The sequence below is a fragment of the Pyramidobacter piscolens W5455 genome, assembly GCF_000177335.1.
GTDB classification, from domain to species: Bacteria; Synergistota; Synergistia; order Synergistales; family Dethiosulfovibrionaceae; genus Pyramidobacter; species Pyramidobacter piscolens.
Map to the genome: position 1 here is coordinate 1 of NZ_ADFP01000030.1, position 12,762 is coordinate 12,762.

General features: G+C 59.6%; 7 protein-coding genes. 5 read left to right on the forward strand and 2 right to left on the reverse strand.

Annotated elements, in window-relative coordinates; translation table 11 throughout:
- The first annotated feature begins 155 nt into the window (after nucleotides 1-155).
- A complete protein-coding gene (locus HMPREF7215_RS02245; RefSeq protein WP_009163983.1) occupies nucleotides 156-773 on the forward strand; it encodes a class I SAM-dependent methyltransferase in 618 nt (205 codons plus the stop codon).
- Nucleotides 774-1,230: 457 nt separating this feature from the next.
- Entirely contained in the window at nucleotides 1,231-2,505 is a 1,275-nt protein-coding gene (locus HMPREF7215_RS02250) for a Glu/Leu/Phe/Val family dehydrogenase (protein WP_009163984.1), read from the forward strand.
- Between the two features lie 83 nt (nucleotides 2,506-2,588).
- Here HMPREF7215_RS02250 and HMPREF7215_RS02255 read toward each other — a convergent pair whose 3' ends face one another.
- Nucleotides 2,589-3,551, reverse strand: a complete 963-nt coding sequence (locus HMPREF7215_RS02255; protein WP_009163985.1) for an ABC transporter substrate-binding protein — start codon at nucleotides 3,549-3,551, stop codon at nucleotides 2,589-2,591.
- A 264-nt stretch (nucleotides 3,552-3,815) separates the two neighbouring features.
- On the opposite strand from HMPREF7215_RS02255, the gene HMPREF7215_RS02260 reads away from it, so the two are divergent.
- The 3 genes from HMPREF7215_RS02260 (at nucleotide 3,816) to HMPREF7215_RS02270 (ending at nucleotide 7,690) form a co-directional block, all read left to right on the forward strand.
- Nucleotides 3,816-4,802, forward strand: a complete 987-nt coding sequence (locus HMPREF7215_RS02260; RefSeq protein ID WP_050768854.1) for an ABC transporter substrate-binding protein — start codon at nucleotides 3,816-3,818, stop codon at nucleotides 4,800-4,802.
- A 105-nt stretch (nucleotides 4,803-4,907) separates the two neighbouring features.
- A complete protein-coding gene (locus HMPREF7215_RS02265; RefSeq protein ID WP_009163987.1) occupies nucleotides 4,908-6,593 on the forward strand; it encodes an ABC transporter permease in 1,686 nt (561 codons plus the stop codon).
- Nucleotides 6,593-7,690 carry an ABC transporter ATP-binding protein gene (locus HMPREF7215_RS02270; protein ID WP_009163988.1) on the forward strand — a complete coding sequence of 366 codons (1,098 nt, stop codon included), beginning with the start codon at nucleotides 6,593-6,595 and terminating at the stop codon, nucleotides 7,688-7,690. Before HMPREF7215_RS02265 ends, HMPREF7215_RS02270 begins: the two co-directional genes overlap by 1 nt.
- Before the next feature lie 163 nt (nucleotides 7,691-7,853).
- On the opposite strand, the gene HMPREF7215_RS02275 is transcribed toward HMPREF7215_RS02270, so the two are convergent.
- The coding region (locus HMPREF7215_RS02275; protein WP_009163989.1) for a YadA-like family protein at nucleotides 7,854-12,762 on the reverse strand (4,909 nt) is incomplete at its 5' end.

The following is a 12,762-nucleotide window of genomic DNA, read 5'->3' on the forward strand; positions in this document are numbered from 1 at the left end:
GTATTTAAGCCTGCGTTTTTCTTAGCGCCGCACGACGCCGTCGACATTTCGCCTCATGGAGCCCGCAGATCTATGATACAATATTGTTCACATTTTACGGAACGACTTTCACAAAGCCCCGTTCATCTTTTCATGACAATTCGGAGGCCTTTTCCATGGATAAAGAACCGATTCCCCTGCTTCCTCGATGGAGCACTCTGCTTTTCCTGCGCCGTTTTATCGCGCAGCCGGGACAGATCGGCAGCGTCGCCCCCAGCTCTCACTTTCTCGTTCAGGAGATGCTCAAGCTCACGGACTGGGGCACGGTAACCAACGTTGCCGAACTCGGTGCCGGCACCGGAGTCGTGACGGAAGCACTGCTCAGAAAAATTTCTCCCAACGCTGGCCTTTCCGTCTTCGAGCTGGACCGAAAACTGCGCGAAAAAATCGAAAACAGGCTTAAAATCGCCGTGTTCCCCGACGCCTGCGACCTCGCGCAGGTCATCAGGCCAGGCTCGCTGGACGTGGTCATTTCCAGCCTTCCCTGGACGACGCTCCCAAAAGAAGTTTCCGGCAAAATTCTCCAGGGCGTGATAGCGTGCCTGAAACCCAACGGACAATTCATCGCCTATCAGTATTCCCGACAAATGCACCGTCTTTTCTGCCACCTTTTCGAATCGGTCCGAATCTCGTTCGTCCTCCGCAATATTCCGCCGGCGTTCGTCTATAACTGCCACACGCCGCAAAATCGCGCCAAAGAAAAGGCGGCGCTTTTTTTCCGCGCACAGGATTAGCGGACGCCAAAAATCTTTCGCATGATCGTTCCTGTCCGACGGTGCGCTGTCGTCTTGCGTGCTCGCACTACTCCCCCGCCCCAAACTCGAAAAAATATTTCCCTGGCCGGACGAATGCCCCGCATTCGCCCGGCTTTTTCGAGCCGCGACAGAACGGACGCTTCGAAATTTTCCCGGCGGCTTTCGCGTGCGTCGTCCAAAGATACATTAAAGGCTTTATAAATATTTATCGCCGCCAAGCAAAAAGATGGATAATATATAGTTATTTTTCATCTAAAATCAGTAAATAGCAATAATTACAGTGCCGATCCCCATTCATAACTTATGCGCAAGGCTTGTATACACATAAATGCACTGGACTCACAAGGAAAGAGTGTTAAAATGAAATTGTGATTTGTGTGGCATGTGTTCGGTTCGAAGCGGTATTTTACCGCTAAATCTCAGGAGGTGTTTTGCTATGGCTTTGGTAAAGCGTAAGTCTGACAATGTACTCCTTCGCACGGCACTCGAGAACTTCTACGGCGCTGCTGAGGAAATGGGGCTTGACGAGGGCATTACCGACATTCTCGCCCATTCCGAGCGCAAGACCTGCGTCTCCGTCCCCGTTGAAATGGACGACGGTTCCATCCAGGTCTTCGAGGGCTTCCGCGTCGCGCACAACAGCGCCGTCGGTCCCGCCAAGGGCGGCGTGCGTTTCCACCAGGACGTCTGCCTCGACGAATGCGAAGCCCTCGCTTTCATGATGACCTGGAAGTGCTCGCTGGCCGGCATCCCCTACGGCGGCGGCAAGGGCGGCGTGCGCGTTGACGCGCTGAAGCTCTCCAAGAAAGAACTCGAGCGCCTGAGCCGCACCTACGCGGCTCGCATCGAACCCGTCGTCGGCGCCTGGACGGACGTTCCCGCCCCCGACGTGAACACCAACGGTCAGGTCATGACCTGGTTCATGGACACGATCAGCCGTATGCGCGGCCGTCTCGAACCCGCGATCTTCACCGGCAAGCCCATCCCGCTCTGGGGATCCAAGGGCCGCAACGCGGCCACCGGCCTTGGCGTCGCCACTTGCGCCATCGAGTTCATGAAGGCCCTCGGCAAGGACATCAAGGGCATGAAGTGCGCCGTGATGGGATTCGGCAACGTCGGCTCCTTCGCCGCCAAGACCCTCGCCGAAGCCGGCGCCAAAATCGTCGCCATCAGCGACATCACCGGCGTTTACTACAGCGAGAACGGCATCGACATCGCCAAGGCGTTCAAACTGATCGCCTCCAATCCCAAGAAACTCCTGACCGGCCTCGACAAGGAACCTGGCGTCAAGATGATCGATTCCATCCAGACGTGCGACTGCGACATGTTCCTGCCCTGCGCGCTTGAAGGCGTCATCACCGAAAAGAACGCCGGCGACATCAAGGCCAAGTACGTCGTCGAAGGCGCCAACGGCCCCACCACGCCCGAGGGAGACAAGATCCTCGATCAGAGAGGCATCCTCGTCGTTCCCGATTTCCTCGCCAACTCCGGCGGCGTGATCGGCTCCTACTTCGAGTGGTGCCAGGATCTCGGCGGCTTCTTCTGGTCCGAAGAGGACTACAACAACCGTCTGCTGAGCATCATGAAGGACAACTTCAAGAAGGTCTGGGATTACGCCCAGGAACACAACGTGAAGATGCGCCGCGCGGCGTTCCTCGCCGCCATCAAGCGCGTCGCCGACGCCACGGAAATGCGCGGGGTGTATCTCTAAGTTTCACGATTCCGCCGTTGTTATAATTCAGGACGACAAAAAAAGGACTACTGAAAAGCAGTCCTTTTTTTGTCGTCCATACCTCAGCGCTTCAAAAAAAGCGTCTTCACGTCGATTTCTTTGTCGATCATGCCGTTGTCGAGCAGGAACTGCTCCGTTTTCTTCAGGTCTTCGACGTCTTTTTCGGAGACATCCATGGAAAAATCGTACATGGGGAACATTTCCTCCACGGCTTCCACGCTCAGGCCGGTGGCTTCGGCCGTCATCTTCACGGCTTCGTCGTGATTTTCGGCGATGAACTGCAGGACCGAACGCTGCGCTTTCTCGAACGTTTCGACCAATTCCTTGTTCTCGTCGTAGAATTTCTGGCTGGTGGCCGTGGCGATGAGCGCCGCGATCAATCCGTCGCCGTTTGTGATCAGGTGCTTGCCCGACTTCATGCAGTTGTACGCGCTGGGGCCGGCCTGCAGCGCCGCGTCGATCGTGCCGCCTTCGAGGGCGGCCAGCGCCGCGGGGATCCCCATGTTGACGAATTTGACGTCGTCGATGGTCAGACCGCCGGTTTTGAGGTAGGCGACCAGCAGCTCATGAAGATTGGTGCCTTTCGGTCCGGCGACGGTCTTGCCTTTCAGCGCCGCCGGCGAATCGATGGCCGCGTCGTTGGAGAAGAGCATGAAGGCTTTGGGCGAGCGGCTGTACATGCTGATGATCTTGACGTCGGCGCCGTTGGCCGCCGCGAGGATGACCGAGGTGCCGCCGACGGCGTTGAGGATCTGCAGGTCGCCGGAAGCGAGCGCCGCTGTCTGCTGCGGGCCGGCGGTCAGATTGGCGTAGTTCACCGGCAGCCCCAGATCTTTGAAATACGAGGCGAAGCTGCCCCGCGCTTTCTCGACGATGGAAGGCACGTTCAGCGGAGACTGCACGTAGGTGAAGTTCATCGACTCGACCGTGCGGGCCCAGCCGTCCGTCCCCAAGCCGCCGGCATTCAGCGCCAATGAGCAGATCCCGATGAACGCAAGACGCTTTGCAACAGAAAACAATTTCATGAAAATTCCTCCTTAAAAATACAATTTAACTGTGATTGCATAAATTCCGACTGCGCCTCTATGCGCGTCGCTCATTCATGATTTTCGCTCACAAAGGCGAAAATTGCAACAGCTCTCCAACGAACAGTCTCCCTTCCCCCCGCTTCGGCTTTACGGACGTTTTTATCTGTGGGGCCTCACTTGGAATCACTGACTATCTGCGCTATAATGTTTGCGTTCCACCTGGCGTCTCATCTCAATTATTTCGGAAAGGATGTTTCGGTGATGAAAAAATTTGCTGCACTCGTTCTGTTGTTGGGCTTGACGGCTCTGCCCGCAAGCGCGGCGGAGATCAACGCCTACTCGATCATGCCGGAGAAGTACGTTTCCAAGGTGACTCAGGCGTTCGAGCAGGAGACGGGGATCCACGTCAACTTCCTGCGCCTGTCTTCCGGCGAAGCCAAGACGCGCCTCGAGGCCGAGAAGAACAATCCTCAGGTCGACGTGCTGATCGGCGGCCCGGCCGACACGTACGAGGCCATCGTCGCGCAGGGGGTCTTCGAGAAATACTCTCCCAAGGGCGTTGAAGCCATTCCGGCCAAATTCCGCAGCGCGGACGGCTATTGGACGGGCATCGGCATCATCCCGCTGTGCTTCCTGACGAACGAGGATTTCCTCAAGAAGAACGAGATGCAGGCTCCCGCGACCTGGAACGATCTGCTCGATCCCAGGTACAAGAACGGCCTGCAGATGGCCGACGCCCGCACGTCCGGCACCGCGACGGAACGCATTTTCTCGCTGGTGAAGATCATGGGCGAAGACGAGGCTTTCAAGTATCAGAAGAAGCTTCACGCCAACATCCAGATGTACACGAAGAGCGGCGCGGGCGGCGCCATGCCGATCGCGACCGGCCAGTGCGCTTCCGGTATTTTCTACATAGTCGACGCGCTCGACATCCAGCAGCAGGGCTACCCCGTGACGATCAGCTATCCCAAGGACGGCGTATCCTACGGCATCGAGGGCTGCGGCGTCGTGCACGGAGCGAAGAATCTGGAAGACGCCAAGAAGTTCGCCGACTGGATGGTCAGCAAGAGCTTCGCCGATTTCATCGTCGCCAACAAGATCAACTACGTTCCCACCCGCACCGACGTCACGACCGACAATCCGCTGCTCGATCTGAACGCGATCAATCTCGTCGAGACCGATGTGGCTTGGAAGGGCGCCAAGCGCGACGAGTTCGTGGAGCGCTGGAAGAACGAAGTTATCAAATAGCGCTGCCAATTTATCGGGGGCTCCTTGCGGGGCCCCTTTTTTTGACGTTTTTGCAGGCTGTCGCCCGGCCGGCGCAGTCTGGAGACGACTTTTCGACTGAAGCAGGTGAAAACTTTGACACACAGTCTCTCTCCCCGCCCCCGGCTGGATCCCGCGGCACGGGCCGTCGTCGCCGCGCTCTGGATCGCTCTGGGGATTTTCGTGGTTTACCCGGCCTTTCGTCTGCTGTGGATCGCGTTCTGGGTCGACGGCAGGTTCACTCTCGCCAACCTTGCCCCGGTCCTCACCAACTGGTACGATCGGCAGGCGCTGATCAACAGTTTGCTGCTGGGGGGCTGCGTCGCCGTTTCCGGCACGGCGCTGGGCTTTATTTTCGCTTACGCGGTGACGCGCCTTTCTCTGCCGGGCTGGTTCAAGTTCGTCCTTTCCGGCATTTCCATGCTGCCGCTGATCTCTCCGCCGTTTACCAGTAGCATCGCCCTGACGCTCTCGCTGGGGCCGAACGGCCTTCTGATCAAACTGCTTGGGCTTGAGAATTTCAACTTTTACGGTTTCTGGGGCACGTTCCTCTCGGAAACGCTCACGTTCTACCCGGTTGCGTTCATGACGCTGACGACGATCCTCAGCCGCATCGATTCCAATCTGGAGGACGCGGCCTACTCGATGGGGGCTTCGCCGCTGCGGGTCTTCCGCACGGTGACGCTGCCGCTCTCGGCTCCCGGGCTGGCGAACGCCTTTCTGCTCGTTTTCGCCTGCTCGCTGGCGGACTTCGCGACGCCGCTGGTCCTGGCCGGGCACGCGTTCCCCGTGCTGCCGACGCAGGCGTACCTGCAGATCACAGGCATGTACGACCTCAAGGGCGGCGCGGCGCTCTCCTTCGTGTTGCTGGTGCCGGCGTTGATCGTGTATGCGATCCAGTACTGCTGGCTGAGCAAAAAAAGTTTCGTGACCATTTCGGGCAAGGCCGGCGGACGCAGCAGCGTGAAAGGTCCCGGGGTGTTCCCCACAGCCTGCATCATCGGCCTGATCTCGTTCGTGATGATTTTCGTCGTCTACATCTACGCGCTGATTTTCTGGGGCTCGGTCGTCAAGGTCTGGGGCATCAACAACGCGCTGACGGGCGAAAATTACGCCTACGTGTTCAATTTCGGACGCAAGGCCATCAGGGACACGCTGATCATCGCCTGTCTCGGCACGCCGCTGGGCGGGCTGCTCGCCGTTCTCGTGGGATACGCCGCCGAACGCCTCAAAGTCAAAGGGCACAAGACGCTGGAGACGGTCTCGCTGCTCAATTTCGCGCTTCCTGGCACAGTGGTCGGCATCGCCTACGTGATCGCTTTCAACGACAAGCCGCTGGTGCTGACGGGCACGGTTTCGATCCTCGTCGCCTCCTACGTGTTCCGTTACTCCTCCGCCGGCATCCGCAACGTCATCGCTTCGCTGCAGCAGATCGACCCTTCCATCGAAGAGGCGTCGGCAAGTCTGGGAGCGTCCTCGGCGCGGACGTTCCGCAAGGTGACGCTGCCGCTGGTGCTTCCCGCCATATTGGCCGGCATGCGCTATCTGTTCATCCACTCCATGACGGCGATCAGCGCCACCATTTTCCTGGTCTCCGTGCGCTGGAGCCTGATCACGACACGTATTCTCGAGTGTATGACCGAGCTTCAGTTCGCGCAGGCCTGCGCCTTTTCGATCGTGCTGATCGTGCTCGTTTTCATCGCCAGCGGCGTGATGGCGCTTCTGGCCCGGCTTCTGTGCCGCACCGGCAGTGCGGGGGGAGGAATTCGCTGATGTCCGTTTCACTTACGCTGAACCATGTCAATAAAACATTCATCAAGGACGGCGAGGAATTTCACGCCGTGCAGAACGTGAACCTTTCGGTCAACACGGGAGAGTTTCTCACCTTTCTCGGACCGTCCGGCTGCGGCAAGACCACGACGCTGCGCATGATCGCCGGCTTCGAAGTGCCCGCCTCGGGGCAGATCCTCATGGGCGACGCGGATATCACCTATGTTCCGGCCAACGAGCGCAACATCGGCTTCGTCTTTCAGAACTACGCGCTGTTCCCGCACATGAAGATTTTCGAGAACGTCGCCTACGGGCTCAAAATCCGCGGCCTCGGCCGCGCCGAGATCGCCCAAAAAGTGCGCGAAGGATTGGCGCTCGTGGGGCTGGAAAAAGCGGAAGACCGCTACCCCAACCAGCTCTCCGGCGGCGAACAGCAGCGCGTGGCGCTGGCGCGCGTGCTCGTGCTGCGCCCCAAACTGCTGCTGATGGACGAACCGCTTTCCAACCTCGACGCCAAGCTGCGGATCCACATGCGCGCGGAAATCCGCCGCATCCAGCAGGAGCTGGGGCTGACCTGTCTCTACGTCACCCACGACCAGAAAGAAGCCCTGACCATGTCGGACCGCATCATGGTTATGAATCGCGGCCGCATCGAGCAGGTTGGCACGCCCATGGACATCTACGCCGATCCCGCCTCGCCCTTCGTTGCCGATTTCATCGGCCAGGCCAACCTGATCTCCGGCGTCCTCGCCGCGGCCGAAGGCGATATCGGCGTCTTCGAAATCGCGGGCTGCCGGGTCAGAGCGCGCCTCGGCAAGCAAAACCCGCCGCAAATCGGCGAGAACGCCCTGCTGATCGTGCGCCCCGAAAACCTCAGCCTCGAAGGGCAGGAGAACAGCCTGCCGATCCGCGTTTCGCGCTGCCTCTTCGAAGGCGACCGCCTCGACTACCACGCCGAGCTGGCGATCGGCGATCCGCGCTCCGTCCTGAGCCTGTCCGTTCCCTTCCTGCCCGGCACCCAGATCCGCGCCGGCGGCGCCAGCGCCCGGGCCTCGTTCGATCCCCGCGGCGCCGTGATCATCGCCGCTCCCCGTCAGTGATCCCAAAAACGACAGCATCAAACGATTCAATGAAAAAGGCACGGCGATCAGTTCATCGATCGCCGTGCCTTTTTCTTATGCCGCTTCCGTTTTTTCTCCGCCGCAAAAGCGGCGTCATACTTTTCGCTTTTGCATTTTTCCGCGGCAGTTCTCGTTTCCGTTTTTACTTAAGCTTCCGCGAAGCGCGCAGCAGCCGCTCCAGACGTTCCATCCGCTCCTGCATCTCCTTCTGCGAAGCTTTCATCTCGGCGATCTCTTCAGCCTGACGCGAGTTCGTCTTCTCCATCGAAGCCACCTGCGCCTGCAATTCGGCGTTCTCCTTCTGCATCACGTAGACGCTGTTCATCGGGCCGGAGCGGTAGCGCGCCGGGATCGACTCCTTGTCTGCCTTCTTGCCGATCTTCCACGTCAGCCCGGCGTTGGCCATCGACTCGCCGTGGTGCGAGACGGATACGCCGGCGTGCATCATGAAGTCTTCTTTCACGTAGTGCGCAAAGCCGAGCGCCAGCGCATATTCGCCTTTGTACGCTCCGAAGCCGGCCATGAGCTGGCTGGGTTCGACGGGGTCGTACTGCATCGGTTTCAAAGCACTTAGCGCCGAGCCGAGCGCGCCGGTGGTCTTGATGCTGCGTCTCATCTCGCCCATCTGGTTGTAGACGTTGCCGAAGTTGTTGTAGACGTTGCCGAATTGTTTGTCGACGGCGCTCAAGGCGTCGCCGACGGTGTGGTAGCTGCCGCCGCCTACGTACTTGAACTTGTAGGTGGGGGCGGAGACGGAGCCGTCGGGGTTGACGGAAGCGCCGCCGCCGAAGTGGGTGGCGACGCTCGACGAGACGCCCCACAGCTGCGAGCCGTTGACCGCGTCGGTACTGGTCTGAGTGACGTCTCCCTTGGCGACGTTGACGATCTTGTGGCCGGTCGCGTCGAAGCCTTTGGCGGTGACTTTGCCGGCGAAGACGGGAGCGTCGACGACGCTTACTTTGATAGCGCCGGAATCGTCGCTCAGCGTGATGTTGCTGCCTTTCTTGAAGTTGAGGACGTTGTCGGTCTTGCTGACGGTCTTCACTTTCACGCCGTCGATCTGGGCGTCCCAGCTTTTCAGGGTGTCGGCGGAGATGGCGGCGATCTTGTTGTCCACGGCCTTGAGCTGGTCTTCGGTGGCGGCCTGGCCGGAGGTGATGCTCAGGGGGTTCCAGGTTGTGTTGCTCAGGCCGTTGATGGTGCCTTGGCCGCCGGTGTTGATGGTGAGTTTGTTTGTCGTCCCCGTAACGTCGAATTTCAGTTCGTTCTTGAGGGCGACGACGACTTTCCCGCCGTCGACTTTGGTTTCGGTGTTCGTGCCGTCGCCGGCGATGTGGACGGCCTGGCCGAGTTTCTTGGTGACGATTCCGCTATCGTCGGCCGAGAGGGCAAAGCCTTTGTCGGTCAGATTGGAACTGGCGTTTTCGATCGCGTTTTTCAGGTCGCCGATGTTGGCTGCGTTCTTCAGCGTAGCGCCGCTGGCGGTGGAGAGGTCTGCGCCGTCCAAACCGCTTTTCACGTTGGCGATCTGCAGGCCGTTCATGTTCACGCCGGTCTTGGTGATCGAGGGGCCGCCGTTGATGGAAAGTCCGCCGGTGTTCAAGGTGACGTCGCCGATGGAGACGCTGCCGGCGTCTGTCAGATTGAGGTTCCGCGCGAGTTTCACTTTCAGTTTGCCGCTGGCGGGATCGGTGATTACGCCGATATTGTCGTCCGCAAGTTTCGAGACGTCCGCTCCGCCGCTGATTTTCAGGGTCTCTCCGAGCTTTCTGCCGACAGGGGTCCCGCTGTCGCCGGCGAATTTCAGGCCGGCGTTCGTCAGGGTGCCCTGGCTCGCGGCAATCGCGTCTTTCACGTCTTTGATGTTGGCGGCGTTGGTGTCTGTGTTTCCGCCGCTGGCGACGTTGGCGATCTGGTGATTGCCGTTGTTCAGTCCGGCGTCCGTCAGGCTCACGGTCTTCGTCGGATCCGTCGTGTTGGTGATCGTCAGGCCGCCGGCGTTCAAAACGCTGCTGCCGATGGTCACGCTGCCGCTCGCGCCCAGTTTCAGATCTTTTGCCAGACGAACCTTCAGGTCGTTGTTTCCATCCGAGACCACGCCGATGTTGTCGTCATCGGTCAACTTTGTGGCGTCAGCGATTCCGCCGACCACATTCACCTGTTCGTTCAGATGTTTCTTGATCACGGAGCCGCTGTCGGCGCCATACTTCATACCGTCGTCGAGGGTCGCCACTTCGTGGCTCGTGCCGTTCTTGTCTTCGTACACGATGCGGGTCATGTTCGTTCCGGGGGCTCCGTCGAGGCCGGGGGGTCCGTCTTTCACGTGGATGTCGGCGCTCGCTCCGTCTTTCCCGGTCAGGCCGATATGGCCGTCGACGCCGTTCTGCCCCGCGGGGCCTTCGCTCCAGATGGTCACGCCGTCTTTGCCGTTCGCTCCCGCCACTCCGATCTTGCCGTCTTTGCCGTCTTTGCCGACGGTGACGCTTTCGGCTTTCAGGTCTTTGTTCAGCAGGATGTCGATGGTGGTGTTGCCGGCAGCGTCCTGGGCGATCTTGGTCTTGACGTTCTCGCCGGAGTACTTGTCGTCGGCTTCGGTTCCCGTTCCCTTGATGGTGACGGTGCTGCCGAGTTTGTTCGTCTGTACTCCGCCGACGTTCGCGTCGAATTTCAGGCCGGCGTTCGTCAGGGTGCCTTGGCTCGCGGCAATCGCGTCTTTCAATTGTCCTTCGGTCGCGGCCTGTCCGGCGCGGGCATTTTCGCCCCAGCCGGTGTCGAGCGTGGTGTTGCTCAGGCCGGCGATGGTGCCGGTCGCGCCGTTGAGTTTGATTTCGTTCGTCCCGCTCTTGACCGTAACGCTGGCGAATTCGGGATTCTCGACGATGCCGTAAGTGATTTTCTTGTCGGTCAGTCCCACGGTCAGATTCTTGCCTGCCGCGAATTCGACGGTCGGGGGCGTCGCGCCGCCCAGGGCGACGTTCGACGTCGTGCTTCCGGCTTTCAGGTCGAAACCGCCCTGCAGCTTGGTGATGTTGCTGGTGTTGTTGGTAATGTTGCCGGCGTTTGTGGTCACGCGGTTATCCAGGTTGGTGACGGTCGTGTTGTTGCTGATGTCGATATTCTGACCGAGGTTGGCATTGGCCGATACGGTCACTTTCGCGCCGTCGGACGCATTGGCCACGGTCACGTCGATCTTGTTCGTCTCGCCCACGAACTGGATGTTTTGTTTAGCAGTTTCGCCGAGGGTGATGGTCTGTTTCGTGCCCGCTTCGTTGCTGACGGTGAAGCCGCCCTTGAGGTTGGTGATGTCCGTCGTGTGCTGATTGACCGTCGAGTTGTTGGCGATCGTGTTGTTGATGGTGTTGGTCAGGTTCGCGGCGTTGACTTTGTACTTCACGCCGCTCGTGCCGACTTCGGACTCAATCAGGTTGCCGTCGCCTTCGAACTTGATGGTTTCGGTGCCGGTCTTGTCCGCGGTGACGGTTTTCGTGCCGGTGCCGGCGTCGGCAATCTTGAATTTCGCTTCCACGTTGTTGATCACGGTCGAGCTGTTGTTGATGGTGTTGCCCAGCGTCGAACCGTCGAGCCCGATGGTCAGGCCGCCGGCGTCCACTTTCGTGGTCACGCCGTCGGCGCCCGTCACCGTCAAAGGCGTCGAGGCGTCGATAACTTTGGTTCCGGCGGGCGTCTCCGCGTCCTGAATGGTCCATTTGGCCGCGGCGCCGATGGTCGAGCCGATGTTGTCGATCTTGGTCTTGGTGGCGTCGTCGAGGCCGATGGTCATCTTCTTGGCGGCGCTGTCGTACTCGGCTTCCACGTAGTTCTTACCGGCGAATTCCAACGTGTTGCCCGCCACGATCGGCCCTTCGACGCTGCCAGCTTTCACCTTGAAGCCGCCGGACAGGTTTTGGATCGTCGTGTTGTTGGTGATGGCGGTGTTCAGCGCGGTCGTGTCCAAGTTGTACTTCACGCCGTCGGCGGTCATCGCGGACTTGATGTAGGTGCCGTCGCCTTCGAATTTCACGGTCGGTTCGGTATCCTTGCCCAGCGTCACGGTCTTCTTCGTTCCCGTTTCCGCGGTCACGCCGAACTTGGCGCTGATGTTGGTCACCGGGTTGGTCGTCGTGTTGTTGATCTGATTGATGACGTCGCCGGTGATGTTCTGCACGAGCTTGGTCTTGTCGATGCCGTAGGTGACGTTGCGGTTGCCGTCCACGCTCGCCGTAAAGGCGTCGCCGATCGAGCCACCGGCCTTGAAGGTCACGGCCTCCTTAGAGCTTCCACCAAGCGTCACGGAGCTTTGCACGCCGCCGACGTCAGCAAGGTCGAAGCCCGACTTCAACTTGGAGATGTCGGCGGTGTGGTTGTTCACCGTGTTGGTCAGGTTGCCGATGTCGGTTTTATTCTGCTGAACGGTGGTGTTGTTGGTGATGGTGGCGTTCAGTTTGCTTTCGTCAAGCGTCAGGTTCAGGCCGGAGGCATTCACCGTGGGTTTGATGTAGTTGTCGCCGGCGACGGTAACTGTATTTCCGGCTTTGACGGTCTTGCTGCCCGTCCCGGAATCTTTCAAAGTCCAGCCTTGCTGGAGGGTGGTGATGTTGGTGGTGCTCTGCTCGACTTTGCTGTCCACGGCTTTCAGCTGCGCGACGTTCACCGCGTCGCTGTCTTCTTTGCCCGCCGCGACGTTGACGATCTGGCGGGTAGCCGCGTCGTTGCCGACGGAGAGCGTGCCAAGGCTGCCCTTCACGGTCGCTCGCACATTGGCGTCATCGTTGAGATAGACATCGTTAGGAGCTGCCGCGCCACGGTCGGCAGTGCTGGAGGAACCGATTGCAACGCTCCTGCCAGCACTCGCAATCGCGCTCGCACCGCCTCCGAGCACTACAGCACCGCGACCGTACGCCTTCGCGCCCTTGCCCAAGGCAACGGACTCGCTGCCGCTCTGCGAGTTGGCGCCGATAGCGACGCCGCTGTTGCCACTTTGCGATTTAAGGCCAATGGCAACGCCGCTGTCCGTCTCGACCTGTGACTCGGAACCGATGGCGATGGATTCG